This is a genomic window from Vibrio sp. SCSIO 43133, from assembly GCF_023716845.1.
Lineage (GTDB): Bacteria > Pseudomonadota > Gammaproteobacteria > Enterobacterales > Vibrionaceae > Vibrio > Vibrio mediterranei.
In genome coordinates this window covers 51392-70880 of sequence record NZ_CP068025.1, presented here as the reverse complement: position 1 = coordinate 70880, position 19489 = coordinate 51392, and the positions used below count along the sequence as shown (strand labels likewise).

15 protein-coding genes are annotated in these 19489 nt (G+C 42.2%); 7 read left to right on the top strand and 8 right to left on the bottom strand.

From position 1 onward, the window contains the following. Positions 1-142: 142 nt before the first annotated feature. Positions 143-772, top strand: a complete 630-nt coding sequence (locus tag JKJ11_RS17130; protein ID WP_006069064.1) for a response regulator transcription factor — start codon at positions 143-145, stop codon at positions 770-772. A gap of 21 nt (positions 773-793) precedes the next feature. Here the strand turns inward: JKJ11_RS17130 and JKJ11_RS17125 are convergent, their stop codons facing one another. After that, a complete protein-coding gene (locus tag JKJ11_RS17125; protein WP_006069065.1) occupies positions 794-1690 on the bottom strand; it encodes a LysR family transcriptional regulator in 897 nt (298 codons plus the stop codon). A 30-nt stretch (positions 1691-1720) separates the two neighbouring features. After that, on the bottom strand, positions 1721-3091 hold the full coding sequence (locus tag JKJ11_RS17120) for a sensor domain-containing diguanylate cyclase (RefSeq protein WP_198558738.1): 1371 nt from the start codon (positions 3089-3091) through the stop codon (positions 1721-1723). 397 nt (positions 3092-3488) lie between these two features. On the opposite strand from JKJ11_RS17120, the gene JKJ11_RS17115 reads away from it, so the two are divergent. Continuing rightward, the gene (locus JKJ11_RS17115) at positions 3489-4097 is read left to right on the top strand and encodes an acyl-homoserine-lactone synthase (protein ID WP_062455600.1); all 609 of its coding nucleotides are present in this window, start codon (positions 3489-3491) and stop codon (positions 4095-4097) included. On the opposite strand, the gene JKJ11_RS17110 is transcribed toward JKJ11_RS17115, so the two are convergent. Next, a complete protein-coding gene (locus JKJ11_RS17110) occupies positions 4038-4817 on the bottom strand; it encodes a helix-turn-helix transcriptional regulator (protein WP_006069068.1) in 780 nt (259 codons plus the stop codon). The two genes, JKJ11_RS17115 and JKJ11_RS17110, sit on opposite strands and share 60 nt — an antisense overlap. Before the next feature lie 83 nt (positions 4818-4900). Beyond that, on the bottom strand, positions 4901-5794 hold the full coding sequence (locus JKJ11_RS17105) for a LysR family transcriptional regulator (protein WP_252039608.1): 894 nt from the start codon (positions 5792-5794) through the stop codon (positions 4901-4903). Between the two features lie 443 nt (positions 5795-6237). Here JKJ11_RS17105 and dcuC point away from each other — a divergent pair, with 443 nt between their 5' ends. Then, the gene (dcuC, locus tag JKJ11_RS17100; RefSeq protein WP_006069070.1) at positions 6238-7605 is read left to right on the top strand and encodes an anaerobic C4-dicarboxylate transporter DcuC; all 1368 of its coding nucleotides are present in this window, start codon (positions 6238-6240) and stop codon (positions 7603-7605) included. A 167-nt stretch (positions 7606-7772) separates the two neighbouring features. Continuing rightward, positions 7773-8516 (top strand): dienelactone hydrolase family protein, encoded by a 744-nt coding sequence (locus tag JKJ11_RS17095; RefSeq protein ID WP_088878172.1) that lies wholly within the window; start codon positions 7773-7775, stop codon positions 8514-8516. Between the two features lie 84 nt (positions 8517-8600). Here JKJ11_RS17095 and JKJ11_RS17090 read toward each other — a convergent pair whose 3' ends face one another. Both JKJ11_RS17090 and JKJ11_RS17085 read right to left on the bottom strand, forming a co-directional pair. Then, complete coding sequence (locus JKJ11_RS17090) at positions 8601-11645, bottom strand: efflux RND transporter permease subunit (protein ID WP_006069072.1); 3045 nt, start codon at positions 11643-11645, stop codon at positions 8601-8603. Between the two features lie 27 nt (positions 11646-11672). Further along, the gene (locus JKJ11_RS17085; protein ID WP_006069073.1) at positions 11673-12764 is read right to left on the bottom strand and encodes an efflux RND transporter periplasmic adaptor subunit; all 1092 of its coding nucleotides are present in this window, start codon (positions 12762-12764) and stop codon (positions 11673-11675) included. A gap of 297 nt (positions 12765-13061) precedes the next feature. Here JKJ11_RS17085 and JKJ11_RS17080 point away from each other — a divergent pair, with 297 nt between their 5' ends. The 3 genes from JKJ11_RS17080 (at position 13062) to JKJ11_RS17070 (ending at position 17555) form a co-directional block, all read left to right on the top strand. Next, positions 13062-14099 (top strand): cytochrome-c peroxidase, encoded by a 1038-nt coding sequence (locus JKJ11_RS17080; protein ID WP_240206421.1) that lies wholly within the window; start codon positions 13062-13064, stop codon positions 14097-14099. After that, a complete protein-coding gene (locus JKJ11_RS17075; RefSeq protein ID WP_252039607.1) occupies positions 14096-16900 on the top strand; it encodes an ATP-binding protein in 2805 nt (934 codons plus the stop codon). Before JKJ11_RS17080 ends, JKJ11_RS17075 begins: the two co-directional genes overlap by 4 nt. 70 nt (positions 16901-16970) lie before the next feature. After that, on the top strand, positions 16971-17555 hold the full coding sequence (locus tag JKJ11_RS17070; protein WP_252039606.1) for an HAD family hydrolase: 585 nt from the start codon (positions 16971-16973) through the stop codon (positions 17553-17555). A gap of 12 nt (positions 17556-17567) precedes the next feature. On the opposite strand, the gene JKJ11_RS17065 is transcribed toward JKJ11_RS17070, so the two are convergent. Together JKJ11_RS17065 and JKJ11_RS17060 are read right to left on the bottom strand one after the other, a co-directional pair. After that, complete coding sequence (locus JKJ11_RS17065; RefSeq protein ID WP_252039605.1) at positions 17568-18521, bottom strand: sensor domain-containing diguanylate cyclase; 954 nt, start codon at positions 18519-18521, stop codon at positions 17568-17570. A gap of 398 nt (positions 18522-18919) precedes the next feature. Further along, complete coding sequence (locus tag JKJ11_RS17060) at positions 18920-19342, bottom strand: YMGG-like glycine zipper-containing protein (protein WP_006069078.1); 423 nt, start codon at positions 19340-19342, stop codon at positions 18920-18922. Positions 19343-19489: the final 147 nt, after the last annotated feature.

The following is a 19489-nucleotide window of genomic DNA, read 5'->3' as shown; positions in this document are numbered from 1 at the left end:
TCAGTGCATTGTTTCCTATACTTCCGAGCATCGTTAATTCGACACTAAAAATAATTCTTAAGATTTTAGACGTAACCGACAAGTGATCGCGCTCTTTTCCCAATCCTGTTTCGCCAATCATTTGTATAGCAAGGTAAAGTGAATGCTCTATCCAAACACGAAAGACTGCCTCATCATTGATAACTACCCGCTAGTTAGGGAAGCACTAGCTCAGATCGTGTCTAGCATCGATGATTTAGATCTAGTCCACCAAACCGGTAATATTCAGACGGCTTTAAACCTAGTAAAAAACAGTAATATCGAACTTATCATCCTAGATGTAAATCTCGCAGAAGCTGACGGTTTTGAGTTCATGCGCAGAGCCTACGCTTGTGGCTACAATGGTAAAGCAATCTTCGTATCCAGTTACGGTTACCCAGTATACTCAGAAACTGCTTATAAACTGGGCGTCAACGGTTACATTAGTAAATCAGAAGACAGTCCGCTTATCCGTGATGCGATTAGTGGTGTGATGCGTGGTTACAACCTATTTAAGACTGACTATAAAGAGCGAAGCCGTAATATTGTGCTCTCTCAAAGAGAAACTGTAGTATTTAACTACCTTAAGAAAGGCTATACCAACAAACAAATCTCAGAATTTTTGTCATTAAGTGCGAAAACAATCAGCACGTACAAGTCTCGTATTCTAGATAAGTATGAAGCGAACTCAATCGTGGAATTGATCAACTCACACGATGTTCTTGAGAGTAAGAAACCCGCCCTAGCAAGTTAGCCAACTTTGAGCAGGAGAGGTCTACTCCTCTCCTTTCTTATTTACGATACTTTTAATAATGTCATGCAGTTTTCGGTGCAATGGATTTTGTCGATTACTTTGCTTCATACACGTCACAACTGGCGTAAATGTCTGCATGTAATCCGGAAATGGCACAAATCTAAAACCGTTACTCGGCATCAAATGCTTGGATAACACCACCGAATAATTGTCTCTCTGAATCATGGCTAGGGCGACACTCAGATTATCCAATTTAACCTGATAATCAAACGATAAGTCGTATTTTGCCATCTGTTTGATCAACCTGTGGTTGGTTTCGTTCCATCCGCGAATTTCAAAGAAAACACACGGATTTTCGAATACTTGCTCCCAACTATCTATATGACTATTACTCGCGACAACCGCCCCTATTTCGACATTAATTAGACTGGCTTGATAGACCGCTTTGGAGCAATCTTCATTAAAGAACTGAATACCTATGTCTGTTTTCCCATCGACAATAGATTGGTAAGTATCTGAACGCCAAGTTCTAAGTTCGACCCTCGAACGACAAAATACAGACTTAAGCGCGACCAACAGCTCTGTACCAAAGCATTCGATCGATAAATTGTCTAACGCAACAACTATTGGTTTTTCATAGTTTTTCTCGTCAAACGCTTCCCCTCGCTTCAAAGCCTGTTCGACCGAACGTAAACCTGTTTCGATACCAGGGATTATTCTTTCTAAATAATGTGTAGGTTCTAGCCCATTGGACGACCTTACAAACAGCGGGTCACCCAATTGTTCTCTCAATTTAGACAGATGCTTACTGATCGCACTTTCCGTTTTACCTAACACAGCAGCCACAGTGGTCAAACTGCGATATTGATATATTAAAACTAATACTTTCAATAAATTGTAGTCATGCTCTTTATGCATTATTCTGCCTAATTCATTTGTAATGTAGGGTTAAGCTTTGTTTCGCTTGACCTGATACAGCAAAGCATCTGCTCGCTTAATGGCCGACGAGAGAGACTCTTTTTCTTGTAACACCGTGACACCCAAGCTGATATCAAGCGTCAACTTATTTGCACCAAACGTTTTCGAGCGTATAGTTCGACTCAATGTATTGGCCAAACGCTCTGCAGTTTGCAGTCCACACCCAGGTAATAAGACTAGAAACTCATCACCGCCACTACGTATAAGATAGTCACTCTCACGAAAACACTGACGCATGCATTGTGCAATATACACAATAGCCTCATCCCCAACATGGTGCCCGTAGTTATCGTTAATTAGCTTTAACTTATCGCCATCAATGACAATGACAGCCAAACCCTTCTTTTCAATCGCATACTTAATGCCACTGTCTCTAAGAATTGCACGGTTATAAAGCCCTGTCAGTTCATCTAACTTTATTGCCAGTTCTGCCAGTTTTAACTTTTCTCTTTTGACCTTGAGCTCATCCAGTCGAATGACGACATAGAAAAACAGTGCCACCATAGAAAAGTAGATCCAAAGAGAATCTACGACAATTTTGCTGTAGGGTATTTTATAGACAATGCTAAGCCTATCGTCGACTTGAGTTCGTTCCGCGTGCGCTGATTGATGGAAAGGGTAACGAGTGTCTTCAATAATGATTTCCCGCCCTATTTCACTTCTCGTACTAAAATACTGTTTGTTATAGAGAAATGGAAACTTATCGAGATAAACATCAGCGTTAACATCTCCAACCATTCCAAATTCGTCATAAACAGGGCTTGAGATGGTGATAACGGTTTTGTTTGTTACGTTATCTCTATAGATATCGGAAACTACAATTCGGTTATCCAAATCTTCTTGAGACGCATACTTTGAACACTTAAACGACTCCAAACATATTTTTTTAGAAAAGACTTCGTTCACATTCGTGTTGGTAAGACCAAAAGCATGACTAGATAGTATTTTCATTCCTTCATAGGAGCGATAATACAAAAGGTATTCTTGCCCTAATGCTAATTCGGGCATGCTATTAAACATACGTTGTGCCGTCATGCTAACAACCCGTTCATTATGGGTTAGTGGCTCACCTGGATTGAGCAAGTAGACTCGCCCTTTGTCGAAAAGTGGGTAGCCAACTTCTTCATCTTTATTGGCCGCAATTTGTGCCTCAAAAAGCACACCCAGTATATACAAAGTAGATTTGTAATCTTGAATGGATTTAGTGACTAGATGAAACTGCGCTACTTCGTTTTTTACCAACTTATCAAGGGATTGGAACACAGCGAAGCCGTAAATCAAAGAAGATACAAGCGCTGATTTAAACAAGAGTAAAGTGTATTTCTTCGTCAGCTTTTGCATCTAGGTTTCGCAACACATCGTTAGAATATGAATGGCATGCAATTATCAGTGATGCAGTAAGTATTATCAATACAAATAGATCAAGTCGTGGAAAGCAAAGACAAATTGAGAGATAGACGTGGGGAAATGCTGACGAAAAAAGAAAGACCCTGTAAACCCAAAAGTCACCTAGCCATGGTGTAATTCTATATTCTGTTCTGAATCTATCGTTCGGACGTTGTTAGTCAGGTTCACAGGGTCTTAAGACTGTTATACGCTTGTATCGAAAATAAGATACTGCAGAAACTGACAGGTTGACTTTTCCGTAATTGCAATAATTCAAGCTGACTAAACTGTCAGTTATCCTCTCCAAAGCGTGGCGCTAACCTATGCATGAAACTGTATAGGAGGAAACCCCATGGAACCTATTGTCTATATCCGAAAATATGATGAATTGACCGAGAAGCAGAAATACGAAATGCACACGCTAAGATATGATGTTTTTGTGCGTAGACTTCGTTGGTCTTTGAATACTGAAAATCAACTAGACATTGATGAATATGATCGACCGGATGCCAAATTCATTGTTATTGAATACCAGGACAAGGTCGTCGCGTGTTGGAGGCTTATACATGCCGATACACCTTACATGTTGAAGCACACTTTTCCAGAATTACTTCAGGGAGAATCATTTGACGACCATAATGTTATCGAGCTTTCAAGGTTTGCAGTCGATCGCGAGGTATCCAAACAAGCATCTCACATTAACTTTACTGAACTACTTTTCTATTTGGTTGTGCAATATGGTTTTGAGCAGGGCTTCACTACATTTATTACGCCAACAACCACAGGAATAGAAAGGATAATGCGCCACGTCGGTATCCCGAATCAACGCATAGGTGATGGAAAGATTAGAATGTTAGAGCATACGAAAAGTGTCGCTTTACGTGTCCCCATTAATGAAGCGTTACGAAATTGGTTTACCAACGCTTCCATAAACCAACATAGGCTCGATAGAGCCGGTTAGCAAGGCCTTAGAGACCGCTTGAGTGCGAGAGAATGCATTGAGCTTTTCACTCGCATTCTGAATATGAAAATTTACAGTGCGCTCAGAGCAACCAATAATCTGGGCCACTTCCCACGAACTTTTTCCTTCCGCTACCCAAGCTAAACATATTTGCTCTCTAAGTGTGAGGCTCGATTTAACTTGTCCGAACTGCTTTTCACATACATGGTTTCTGATATCGTTAATGTAATCAGCAACCAGACTCCCCACGTAAGTTGATAGGATCGTTGATTCGTGGTCTATCTTCCGAGTTCCTTTCCTATTAGAAAAACTGATAAGCCCCAAGCACCCATGGTTGGCGCGAAGCGGGATCGTAATCCCATCTCCCAAACCAAAGTCAGACGCCAATTTGATCACATTTTTATCATCTGGAATATCATTGGCGAGAAGAGATCGCCATTGGAGAGGAAGCATGCTATTCCGACAATGAAGTACAACTTGATCGAAGTACATGACTTCATTATCTTCATAGAATTGCCGCCAAGCTAAAGGTTGGTTAGTCAACACGACATTTTCAGCTCTCATTACTGTCACCGGCACCGAAACAGCAAAGAGATAATGTTCAAAGCCAATAACTTCAGTTACCTCAGCAAGTTTGCCACTGAGGTCTTCAAAGTCAAACTCATCGTTTGATCCTATATCTCTGATCAAAGTTGCGTTTATTTTATCAACTAACTGCACAATTAGCCCTTCTCTTCAACTACGCCTATGAGACTATGCACTCTATTGAACAAGATAACGAGACTAAAACCAGATTACAAACATTAAGAACTGAAGCACGCCATTAAATGACGTACACACTCCTTAATCTTACGAGGTTGATATCTATCCCTATGATAAATTAGCGAAAGTGGTACCAACTCAATACCCCAATCATCAAATACAGGTTTTAGAACCCCTGCCGCCAATTCGTCTTCGCAATAAAGGGTCGGGACTCGAATTAGCCCTAACCCAGACTTTGCCGCATTAATTAGCACACGCCCGTTCTTGCATTTCAGGTCGCCGTTAATGGAAGTTTCGAAGACTTCTTGATTGATGTTATTTACAAAGCGCCACTTGGTTACTGAGCCTGTAATGCATTTATGCTGCTTTAGCTCTTTGGGGTGAGTTAGTTTAGGGTATTTAGCAAGGTAGTCAGGGCTGGCTAGCGTTTGCATTTCAATGTTTGTGAGATGTCTAGCGATATAATTAGAATCGGGTAATACCCCCATACGTATGGCTAAATCAAACTCTTCTTCGAGTAAGTCAACTCGATGGCTCGAGAAATCAAGCTCTATATTGACCTCTGGATATTTCAATAAAAACTGAGATAAGTAGTTTGCAACAAGCTCCTCACCTATATAACCACCTACACAATTGATCTTAATACTTCCACGGACTTCTTCCACATCGTCAATTGCAGCATGTACCGCTTGATCAATCGACTGCAATGCACCATCACAAGAGCTTAAAAATGCTTTACCTGCTTCCGTTAACTTCATTGTTCGAGTGGTTCGAATAAGTAGACTCACTCCCATTTGCTTTTCTAGCGATTGAATCTGCCTCGAAACATGGGACCTCGACACGTTGAGTGCTTCAGCCGCCTTTGTAAAGTTACCTAAGTTAGCGACCAGCACAAAAGCGCGAACATCAAGAAGATTAATAGATGAATGATACATGATGAAGTTCTCAAGCAAGTGATGACATTATTCTGTCGTGCATGGCTAGAATTGCAATAAAAACCAAGAATTAATCTCCCATTGTTAGTTAGTGGCAATAGCAAAACTTAGTCACATCAATTTGGCTATAAACTATGAGAAACACCAGCAACACCTAATGTATTTGGCAAAATCATTCACACAGCAAATTCCTTTCCCGATTGGATAACTATTCTTCACTGTGAGCCAAGTAATACTTTTGTGGTAGTGATTTAATCTGAAATTAACAGCTAGTGAACAAATAAAAAACAGATAAATTACCCACTATTTTCAATTGAATTAATTGTTTGTCTTAGATCATTACATCGGCATGTAGTTGTCGTGCCACAGTGTAATATTTTGTACAGTTTCTGACATATTTTGAAATAGATACTTTAGATATTTAACAGTTTCAAGGGAGAATTATGTTAGAACTATTAATTGGTCTAGTCGTGACGATCGCCGTCGGCTACTTCATTGTAAAAGGCTACCGACCGGCTGGCGTACTACTGACTGCAGGTATTGCACTACTGCTATTAACAGGGATTTTGGGCCATACCGTACTACCGGCAAAAATCACCTCTACGGGTAACATCGTTACTGATTCACTCGAATACGTGAAGTACATGCTGCAATATCGAGGCGGCGGTCTGGGTATGCAAATCATGCTACTTTGTGGTTTTGCCTCTTACATGACTCACATTGGCGCAAACAACGTAGTAGTAAAACAGTTTTCAAAACCCCTCTCTTTCATTAAATCTCCTTACATTCTACTTGTTGCCGCTTATATTGTGGCTTGTTTGATGTCTCTCGCGGTAAGTTCAGCAACGGGCCTAGGTGTCCTACTAATGGCAACCTTGTTCCCTATGATGACCGCTATGGGTATCTCTCGACCAGCAGCGGTAGCTGTATGTGCTTCACCGGCTGCCATCATTCTATCTCCAACTTCCGGTGACGTCGTGATTGCCGCTGAAAAGTCTGGACTTGCGCTTGACGTATTCGCGGTACAAACCGTCTTACCTGTTTCAATCTGTGCCATTATTGTTATGGCTGCTGCCGCATTTTTTTGGAACAAATATCTAGATAAAAAAGAAAATACGCCAATGGAGCGCGTTGATGTGTCAGAAATGAAGGTAGACGCTCCGGCATTCTATTGCATTCTGCCTTTCTTACCGATCATCGGTGTTTTCCTTTTCAATGGCCGTACGATTCCAGGTCTTACACTTGATATCTACACTATCGTTGTAGGCTCTATCTTCCTAGGTGCCCTCATCGACTTTATTACTAAGCGCTTCAACGGCCAAAAAACATTAGAAGACTTAGAATCTTGTTATCAAGGTATGGCCGATGCCTTTAAAGGCGTTGTTATGCTCTTAGTTGCAGCTGGTGTATTCGCACAAGGCTTAATGTCGATTGGCGCTATCGACAATCTTCTTCACCTTGCAGATAAGGCGGGTGCTGGCGGTGTCGCACTAATGTTAATTCTCACCGGTCTGACTGTAGCCGCGGCGATTGCGACAGGTTCAGGTAATGCGCCATTCTATGCATTCGTTGAGCTTGCGCCTTCCCTAGCAGCAAAAATGGGATTAAATCCAGCATTCCTAATCATCCCAATGCTACAAGCCTCAAACCTAGGTCGTACAATTTCGCCAGTTTCTGGTGTTATCGTCGCCACATCGGGTATGGGTAATATTTCTCCATTTGAGGTTGTAAAGCGTACCTCGGTTCCTGTACTTGCTGGCCTGATTACCGTAATCATAGGCACCATGGTATTAGTACCGATGAGTGTATAGTCCAATAATCGAATATCCAAGGGAAGCGACTGCTTCCCTTTTTTACGTTCAAATCAAAACCTCGCCTTTCACGCAATAAAAAATTCAATTGGTTACACCTCAATCTGGATTGTACGTACTAAGCTTTGTAGTGCGAGGACAATAAAGCCAGTAAAGAGGAAACAATAATGAATAAGAGACTCATTGGAATGCTTCTTGGTACAGCGTTAGTCAGTAGTTACTCTGTAGCGGGTGAACATGTTATCTATGAGGTAGATGGGCAGCCTTATGAAGGCTACTGGGCCAAAGTGAATAATACCGCGCCACTAGTGTTGTTAGTTCATGACTGGGACGGTCTCACAGAATACGAAGAAGACCGAGCAGAAATGCTCAATGAAATGGGCTATAACGTATTCGCAGTGGATTTATTCGGGCAAGACGTTCGTCCTACAAAAGTTGAAGACAAGAAGCAGCACACAGGTGAGCTCTATAAAGACAGAGCCAAGCTTCAAGCTCTTATGAATGCTGGATTACAAGAAGCTGGCAAGCTTGGTGGAAACTTAGATGATACAGTGGTCATGGGTTACTGCTTCGGTGGTGCTGCTGTATTAGAATCCGCGCGAGCAGGTATGAATGCGCGAGGTTTTGTAAGCTTTCATGGTGGCCTAACAACGCCCGATGGACAAAGCTACGCACAAACTAACGCGCCGATCCTAGTGCTTCACGGCACTGCTGATACTGCGATACCCATGTCTCAATTTGCACAACTTGCGGTGGAATTAGAAAAGAACGGTGTAGAGCACGAGATGATCACCTACAGTGGTGCACCACATGCATTTACTGTGTTTGGTTCCAAAAACTACCGTGAAGACGCCGACAAAAAGTCTTGGAAAGCCTTCTCTGAGTTTTTAGTCGCTAAGACAGGTAAGTAATCCATCTGTTTGCTTAGATTAGATAAACGGAAAACAAAAAAGGTCAGACGATGTGTCTGACCTTTTTGATCATTTCAATGTGATTTAAGCTGGATTCTTAGCTTTGAACAAAATTGCGTACATTACTGGGATGAAGACCAAGGTTAAAATGGTCGCAAATCCTAATCCGAACATGACCGTAATAGACATGTTAACGAAGAATACGTCTCCCAGTAGTGGGATCATACCTAATATCGTTGTACATGCCGCAAGCATTACTGGTCGCATACGAGAGATCGAAGAATCAATAATCGCATCATAAAGCGGTTTTTCTTCCGCTTGCATATCGATTTCTTCCAATAACACTATTGCATTCTTAATCAATAGGCCGATTAAACTCAATGCACCCAGCAACGCCATAAAGTCAAAGGCACCATCAAGCAGCAGAAGACCAGCTGTAATACCAATGATTGCCAGTGGTACAGTAATCCAGATAATCAGTGGCTGACGTACTTTACCAAACAGCAACACAACCACAATAATCATCATGATGAATGAAACTGGAATAGCACTGAACAAGGCTCCTTGCGCTTCTGCTGAATCTTCGTACTCACCACCCCAGTCCATCGAATAACCTGGTGGTAGTTCGATAGCTTCTATTTGTGGTTTTAGGCGTTCAAACAGTGGTGCTGCCAGTTCACCCGTAGGGTTCGCAGAAGCAATAATGGTCGTCAAACGATCGCGTCCACGAATCATTGCATCTTCCCATACTGTTTCAAAGCCAACGACAACTTGTGCAATTGGAACCGTTCTTTGCAGAACAGGGCTGTATACTTGCGCATCCATCAATTGAGCAACATTTTGTCGCTCGCTCGCATCGGAACGGAAGTAAATCGGTAATAGCCTCACGCCATCTCGATAAATACCGACTTGAGAACCTTCACTCGCTGCTTTTAACGAAGCAGTAAGCTCAGTACGAGTGATCCCGAGTTGTCGAGCCACCTGTTCATTAAAGATTGGTTTAATCAACTTAACCGGTTGACGCCAGTCGTTACGAACTTCCTTAGTCTCTGGGTCAGCGTGCATGATCGCTTCAGCTTGAGAAGCTAAATCACGCAAAACTTCTGGATCCGGACCAGCAAATCGAGCCTCAATTTTCGAGTCACGTCCAGGACCGATACGTAGCCCTTTGATTTTAGGCTCAATATTGTCGATATTTTCTGTCATGAAAGTATCGATTTTCTTTTGTAACGGTGCGATTTGTTCACGTGTTTCAGTACGAACAATGATCTGACCGTAAGCTTTGGTTGAGTCTTGTGGTGTATATACCAGCGAGAAACGTGATGCACCGCCACCAATGAAACTCGCGGTCCATTCAACACCTTCTTGTTCACGAATAAAATCGGCAATTTTTAGCGTATCATCACGAGTTTGACGAATATCCGTGCCTTCAACTTCCCAAACATCCACGAAGAACATTGGCGTGTTTGCATTTGGGAAGAACGCGTTCTTAACGAATCCAAATCCCCAAACCGATGCAACAAACATCGCCAAAATCACACTAATGGTCAATGCTCGTTGTTTAAGTGCAAACTGAAGAACGCTCTTATAAATTACAAAGCCAGCACCTGCGTATGGGTCTTTCTCTTCTTCCCCTTCTTTCTTGTCATCTTTTTTGAGCAATAATGCACAAAGCAGCGGTGTCGTCGATACTGCCGTAACCCAGCTTAAAGACAGAGAAATTAGGATTACGTAGAACAGAGAACGGGTAAATTCACCAGTGTTACTCTGAGACATACCAATTGCTGCAAACGCTAGAATACCTACAGCGGTACCACCGAGTAGCGCCCAACCATTCGCACCAACAACTTCTCCGGCCGCCTTCATCGCTGGAACACCACGCTTGATGCGTATCATCATTCCTTCGGCGACAACGATGGCATTATCTACCAACATCCCGAGTGCAATGATCAACGCACCTAGAGAGATACGTTGTAGCTCGATACCATACATGTGCATTAGTGCCAAGGTACCTGCCACTGTAATCATCAATACAGCACCGATAATAAGTCCGACACGTAAACCCATAAAGGCAAGCAGAACAACAACTACGATAATCAACGCTTCGACAGTGTTGGTCACAAACCCAGCTACTGATTGATCAACCTCAGATGGCTGATCGTAGATGATATCTAGGTTCATACCAAGAGGGATTTGGTTCTCTAGACTTGCGATCTTATCTGCGATTAATCCGCCTACTTCCACAACGTTTTTACCAGGAAGCATTGAAATACCAACTGTTAACGAAGGTTTTCCATTAAAGTAGATGAGCTTCGACGGCTCTTCGACATATTCACGCGTTACTTCGGCAATATCGCCTAAACGAATTAGCTTCTTGGTGTCACTTGAGATAAGTAGATCTTCAATTTCACTTACATGTTTAAAGCTACCTGTAGGCTCAATTCGAATAAACTCAGGTCCGACACGGAAACGACCAGAATCGGAAACCAAGTTTTGAGAACTTAACAGGTTCTCTATCGTAGCCATATCAATGCCAAGTTCCGCCATTTTGGCTCTAGACATCTGAACATAAACGACTTCTTTTTGGTCACCATCAATTGCAACTTTACGTACGCCAGGGACAAGTACTAGTTGCTTCTTAAGGTTGTCAGCAACATCTTTTAACTCACGATAGGTATAACCTTCGCCATTAAGCGCTAGGAACCCACCATAAACATCGGCAAAATCGTCGATAATTTGTGGTTCGCCTGCGCCCGGAGGCAATTTATGCTTATTGTCAGCAATTTTACGGCGAAGTTCATCGTATATGCCTGGCATTTCAGCCGAGGTATATTCGTCTTTAAACTCAATCGTAATATCCGACAAACCTTCACGAGTTACTGAGCGCTTGATCCGTTTAACTTGCCCAAGAAGACGCACCGCATCTTCGATGTGATACGTAACCTCGTCGTAGACTTCCTGAGGAGAAGCTCCTGGATAAGCAGTAATAATTTTTGCTTCTTTGATTGTGAATGCTGGGTCCTCAAGTTTCCCCATTTCAAAGTAAGCCAAAACACCGCCAATGGTCATTAGCAGGACTAAAAGCCAGCTATTCACCTTATTCTTTACTGAATACTCACCTAAATTCATAAAACATCTCTTCTTGCTGAGTTACAGTTATTGCGCCTGATCGATTTCAGGCATTAGGCTCACTTCCATACCTTTAATCAAAAATGGAACACCTACAGTGACAATGCGTTCACCCATTTCAAGTCCAGAGAGTACCGTGATTTTGTCACCAGACATCGTGGAGACTTCGATCTGCTTTGGAGAAACAGTGTTGTCGTCTCCAACAACCCACACTGTGGCATTGTGTGCATTGTCGCTAATTACCGCAGTTGCAGGCACTTGGATTGAGCCTTTCGTTTCTTGGAGTTTAGAAAAATCTGCAGTGACATAGCCCGTCATGCCTGGAAGGATATTTTGATCCGATGGTGCCTCAAGTGTCACCGTCACCTCAAAGGTTTGTGTATCAGCATCAGCTTTAGAGGACACTTCCGTCACCGTGACTGGATATGGTTTCTCTCGAGCTGCATCAAAATAAGCAAAGACTGGTATCTCTACAGGATCTTCAGCTTGTTCATCGCGAATTTGCCTTACTAACTTTTCAGGGACATTAAATTTCAATTCAAGGGTATTTAGGTTTTGGAAAGTAAACACCACCTGCTTAGCTTCAACGTTTTCGAAATTTTGAATATCTCGCTGTGCCACAAAACCGTCAAAAGGCGCTAAAAGTTTGGTATAGCCAAGTTCAGTGTTTGCTTTATCGTATGCTGCTTTTGCACGTGTCAAATTAGCGCGTAGCTGCTCAAAATCTTTTTTGGAGATAAAGTTATCTTTAATCAGTTCTTGAGCGCGTTTGAAGTCAGCTTGAGTTCGCTGCAAAGTCGCGCGTGTATCACGCACAGCAAGTTTGAAATTAGTGTCGTCTAATGTCGCAAGTACCGTGCCTTTCTCAACATTATCACCCTCTTTCACTGGAATGCTGTTGACCTTACCCGAGACACGGAAAGCCATATCAGCACGATTCGATGCGAGAACACGCGCAGGGAATTCACGAATCATACTTTGGTTTTCTAAACCAATGACCATAGTTTTAACAGGACGAACAACTGGCGCTTCTGCCTTTTGTTCCGGCTCAGGACTGCATCCAGATAGAGCAACACCGATTACCGTTGCTAAAGTTAGCGCACGTAAATGAGTTTTCATAACAACCACCCAACAAAAAAATTTATAAAAACCAAGACAATAATAGGTCTAAGAAATCAATTACACGTTATTGGTACAAGTTACATTAAGCGTAGCAAAAAGCAACAAACCACAAACAAAAACCCAACCTTTGAATAATCCAATTCGTAGACCAAACTAGCTCAGCCAAGACAGAGCAATATCTAAGACCTTAAATTAACTACGAGTTCATTCTTTTTTTGGTTTTTTTAGCTTTAATTGAAACGACAAATAAGTATCCCATACTGATACATATGATCAATATTATGTGTACATTGTATGAACAAAATTCTCATTAGGTGGCTATCCTCACTATTCGCTATTTTGATACTTGGTGCCTACCTGCTTCTGAATTTTGACTCGCCCCTGACACTCCAGCAACTTAAGCACGAAGAGCACCACTCCCTCGCCCACAAACAGCAATATGGTGTTGTTCACCTTGTTGCTCCAATTGAACACACCAACCTAGAGGGCAACGACAAAAATAAGGCACAGTTAGGACTACAACTTTTTCTTGACCCTAGGCTGTCATCCAATCAGCAAGTGAGCTGTGAATCTTGCCATCATATTTTCGACAATGGTGCGGAAAATGTCCGTGTCTCAAGAGGCGTAAATGGATCAGGTGTTAGGAATTCTCCTACAGTATTCAACATAGCCTATAACACTCGTTTCTTCTGGGATGGGCGTGCTTCAAGCCTAGAGAAACAAATGGACGGTCCCGTCCACAACCCTCTCGAAATGAATACTAATTGGAGAAACATTGTTGAATACGTGCAATCGGTGCAAGACTACCGCGTGCAATTCAACGAGTACTTTGGCGGAGTCATCACAGAAGAAACGGTCAAAAATGCCTTAGTCATGTTTATGACCGCCCTTAACACACCAGATTCGCCTTTCGACTTATTTCTTAAAGGGCAAACCGATGCAATGGAGCCAATTGCACAAATGGGGTGGGAGAAGTTCCAATCTTTGGGTTGCGTAGTATGTCATCAAGGAACCAACATTGGGGGCAACCTTTTTCAGAGATTTGGCAATGTTAGTACTACGACTAGTCAAGAAAGAGACCTAGGTCGTTACAACGTCACTGGAATTAATTCTGATAAAGGAGTGTTTCGTGTCCCTAGCCTAAGAAATGTCGCAAAGACTGCACCTTATTTTCATGATGGTCGTGCTGCGACATTGGAAGAGGCGATTGTCACCATGGCTAAAGTACAGCTAGGAAGGGAGTTAGATGCCACTACAACTCTTGAAATTACCGCTTTTCTTAATGCACTGTCAGCACCGCCTCCCCCGCTCTTGACGGAGTTAACGCGATGAAAAAGAGATTGTTTAACCGTTCACGGATAGAGTTGTTCTACATGCTTGGTACTTTAATAGCCGCATGTTGGCTTGTGATAAGCGCCGTCAATAGCTATGTTAGTGAAGCTTATCAGAAAGCGTACCTATCGCTGTCTCAGAATGTCACTCACAACCTCGAAGAGATCTACGTTTTTGAATATAGTGACAACAGCACTTATGACCAGTTTTCAAATGAATTGGTATCTATAGAACTGTTATCTGACAAACTGTATGAGAATATTCGACAAAATCATAATGCCTACTTTCCAATTCTAAACCCTGTACCTGAGACAGCAGTAGCCTCCGCAAAAACCGTTCGAGACGCAATGTTGTCGTTTACGCAAAGATTAGAACGTCTGCTCAGCGCAAAAGTGTCTCTAGAGTATTCCAATAAAACTATCCAAGCGTTAAAAGACAAGCTCTGGAGTGATTATTCTCTGGATGAAACTGACAAGCTTTCCATTTATCGCTATCTTGACGCTAAAAACAACTTAAGCGATTTATCAAACACACTTCGCGACAATACTAGTGTCGTCACCCTAGACAACTACGTTCGGCTAAACAAACGTGTAAATCAAGACATTAGTAATGAAAAGAAAGCCCTAATAGACAGTGAAGTTCATAGTTTACTAAATCAAACCAACGATTTCTGGTTGCAACGTTCTTCCGATACCAAACTCCAAATCGCTTTGTCATCGGTAACGCTTTTCTTGTGTTTGGGCGCCTATCTATACTGGCGTCAATGGCTACAGCAACATGTAGAAGCCAAATTGAACAAGGAGTTGCTCGACAACGAAAAAGAGCGTTCTCAGCTAGCAATGGTAGTTGAACACGCTAGCGACGCCATTGTGATTACAAATAGAGATGGCCTAACTACATGGGTTAACAGTGCATTCGAAAAGCTCTCTGGATACCAACTCACAGAGACCATTGGCAAGAAGCCAGGTGATCTTCTACAAGGAATTGACACTTCTAAGGAGGAAATAAAACGAATTTCAGATGAACTCAGCCAAGGGCATACTGTTCAATCAGAGCTTTTGAACTATCACAAAGATGGACGCCCATATTGGATCGACATTGTTATTACACCGATTAGGAATATTCATAATCAAATCGAACAGTTTATCGCAGTAGAACGAGACAGCAGTGATAGAAAGCAGTTGGAGCAGAATCTCCAACAAGCGGTCCAAGTAGCAGATGCCTCCAACCGAGCTAAATCAACATTTCTTGCTACCATGAGCCATGAACTGAGGACGCCACTAAATGGCATTTTGGGCATGGCTCAAATTCTCGAGTCCTCAGTAACACAGGCGCAACATAAAGAGCAACTCAGTGTTTTGCTTGAGTCTGGAAACCACTTGTTGTCTTTGTTAAACGACATCCTCGATATATCAAAAATAGAAGAAGGAAAACTCGAACTTGAAGATATCGACTTTGCGATAGACGAACTTTGTTCTCCAATAATCAGTACGTATTCAGCCATTTGCAATGAAAAAGGTATTCAGTTCAAACTGAACAATCAATTACCATCCGGAAAATCGTTCCGAGGGGATAAATCGCGAATCAGACAATTAATCTTTAATTTGCTCGGAAATGCCGTCAAATTTACAGAGCGTGGATCTGTTGAGCTAGTTTTTTCGAATTCTCAGAGTTCAATGTCGAAAAGTAAAGAGCAATTGAATATTGATGTCATTGATACTGGTGTTGGCATCCCAAGTGACAGACTAGCTACAATCTTCGATCCTTTTACTCAAGCAGAAGCATCTACAACAAGACAATTTGGGGGAACTGGGCTTGGACTGGCAATTGTAAAAAAATTGTCCAACCTCATGGGAGGTGACGCTTATGTGTCCAGCGAACTAGGCAAAGGAAGTAAATTCACTGTCACCGCCAACCTAACACCAATTGAGAACAAAGAAATTCAGCTTAAAGACAAGGTCTCACTCGATGAACAGGCAATTGCTCAGTCTCTTGCTATCCTTCTCGTCGAAGATAACAAAGTTAATGCTCTCGTCGCGAAGACATTTTGTATGAAACAAGGTCACAATGTAGAAGTAGCGGAAAATGGGAAAATAGCGGTAGAGAAAGTCGGTAAAAAACAGTACGACCTTATCATTATGGACAATCATATGCCCGTAATGGATGGCATAGAAGCAACTCGTATTATTAGACAAGAGCTAGGATCAAAAACCGTCATATTTGGCTGTACCGCCGATGTTTTTAAAGAAGCTCATGATAATTTTGTTGACGCTGGTGCAAACCATATTCTGACTAAGCCCCTGCAAAAAGAGAGTTTTATCGATGCTCTCCAAAGGTACCAACACCTATTGGTGAACCCAACGCCACCTGAAAACAGTAATGTTATCCAGTTAGTGCGCCACGACATCATGCAACTCGACTGCACCAATACTGAAGCGGAACTCACGCTGTTGGATTCAACTAGCGAATCGAAACAAGTGCGGTTAGACAATATAGAGCAATTTAAATCCATCGGCGAAGAGACGCTCAATACACTCGTCAAAGTCTATTCTTCACAAGACGTTATCGGGCTCAAAAACGTCATTATAACGCTAAGGAAGGTAGCACAAGAGTCCGAGTTGAATAGACTTATCAACAAAATAGACGTGTTACTAAGTGAGTTAGATAACGATACAGTCCCGAATATTGAAGCGATGCAATCACTGGTTAACCTAGTCGAAGTCAATATCCATGAAGCGATTCGCATACTTGATCATCAGCAAGGGATGCGGCCGCCAATATCAACAATTTCACCAAATTAACTATCGATACTAACACAAGTTCAGGATACATTATCATTACCGGATGTTGTGAAAAAAGAGATGGAATTCAATGCTCAAAGCGGTAGTGTTTGATTTGGATAATACGTTGGTATCTTGCAACCTCGACTTTAAGCTTCTTCGTAAAGAACTAGCCTGTCCTGATGACAAAGATCTGCTAGAACATGTTGCTAGCTCGAGCGAGGACGCTAAACGCAGGGCACTAAACGACATTATTCTTCGCCATGAAATCGAAGATGCTCGATCAAGTACGCTTATGAAGGGAGCACATGAGTTGCTAAAGTGGATGGAAGAAAAGCACCTCTATTCAGGCGTCATTACTCGCAATTGTCGTCAGGCTGCAGAGACGAAGCTAAAATCCAATAACATTGAGGTTCATGAGCTCATTACTCGAGAAGATTTTCCTGCCAAACCCAACCCTGCTTCATTACTCTTTTTAATAGAAAAATGGCAACTAACATCGGAACAAGTTATTTATGTTGGTGACCACGAATACGACATAAAGACCGGAGAAAATGCAGGCTGCTTAAGCTGCTTTATTTCTAATGGTAACGTGACGTCACCTAACATGACTGAAGCGACGTATATTTTTACTTCCCTCGGAGAATTACATCAGTATTTAGTGGAAACCTTATAAATAGAATATCCGTTAGTTAGCCTGTTTACTTGCGTACATCGCTAGATCGGCTTTAGACAACAAATCATTGTGTGTGAGATCTTCTAAAGGTGAGAAGCAAACCACGCCAACGCTGTAAGACAACTCAAATTCGCAGTCACTCGAACCGTTGAACACCGCTATTTGATCTTTGAAACGCATCAATGGAAATTTAGCATCCACTCTTGTGGTTCCAGACATGAGTACAACGAACTCATCACCCCCAATTCTCGCTATCACATCGGAATCTCTAAAGTTCTCAACAAGCAATCGAGCAAAGGTCGCTAACGCTGCATCTCCCTGACCATGCCCGTAAGTATCGTTGATCAGTTTAAAGTGATTGAGATCGAACGATGCCAGTGTGTATGGCTCCATAGCGAAACGACATCGATTGATAACCTTGTCAGCCAATTTATTGAAGCCTCGACGGTTTGAAATTTGAGTCAATTCATCAATCGTACTGTCCAGGCACGCTATTAACTCATCTTCTGCGAGTTTTGCCAAATCAATAAGATCTTGGACTTCTTGGTCACTAAAATGTCGAGGCTTGCTATCAATGATACAAAGCGTTCCCACTTTAACATTGTCAGCTAACTTAATTGGAACACCGGCATAAAATCGGATATTGGGTTTAGATACAACAAGTGGGTTGTCACTAAAACGTTCGTCAGACAGAGCATCCGAGATAATGAACGGCTCATCACCAAGAATGGCATGCCCACAGAATGAGATATCTCTCGCCGTTTCAGTAGTATCGAGGCCTACACAAGATTTGAACCATTGCCGATCTTGCTCAACGATGCTTACAATAGAAATGTCCACGCTAAACATACGTTTAGCTAGGCGAGTCACTCGATCGAACCTCTCTTCAGGTGTGGCCAATAGCCTCAGAGTTTGGAGAACACTAAGTCGGTAGTCATCATTTATAGGTATCGGTGCTGGTTGCATATGTCTCTGAACCGTTCTCAATCGATAGCTATAAAATTAGACAAAATACGCGAGTTCTGCCATATCTATGTAACTAAAGCAGCACAAAATGATATGAACTCAGAGGAATTAGTGACAAAGCAGTTAATTGCATATTGCAAAATCAACGCATATTGCAATTGCATAATGGAAAAAACGACATTGACTATGCATTAATATTGCCTTAAACCTTAGCATTAACCAAAAGAAATATTGGCACGCGAAATGCATTATGGAAAGTGACTTCAAAATTTGAGGTCACCTAGCCAACTGACGTTGTTAGTGAACCGATTTGTTCACACTGTTTTCGGCCGATTGAGTTCTCAATCGGCCTTTTCTTTATCTGATGCTTTAAAACTGGAGTAATACTCGGCTTTTAACTAGCTCGCATCGATTACTTGATCGTCTTGCTGAGCTTCCATCTCTGCCAATTTCTGCTCTAGCTCTTTAATGCGAATTTGAGCTTCAAGCTCATCAGCACGCATCTCCGCTTCACTACGATTATCTTGTTTTATCCCATCAGCTAAAATTTCGGTACGGTTGGTTTCGCGTGAATCCTCAAGATCTTTCATTGAACCAGCGACTCCACCAGCAACACCACCAGCGACTGCTCCTTTAACCGCGAGTTCAGGCTCACCGGTTAAAACCCCCATTGTAGCGCCTAACAACGCACCTCCAGCAGCTCCGCGGTTTCTCGCAGAGTTTTCGTTTTCTGCATCAAACGCGGGCGAAGAGCATCCTGCTAGCAGAGCGAGGGTAGAAATGGCGAAAAGTGATTTAAGTTGAGATTTTGAAAATGTCATAGGGTGCTCTCGACGTTATGTGTTTGCGTATGGTTAGACTAACGCCTTGAGTGCTATTACTGAATTCACTTGTTGTTATCAAGCTGATAAGCAGTGGTTATCAGCCCATGTAACATAAAACGCCCCAAGTTAAGTAGGGGCGTTTAT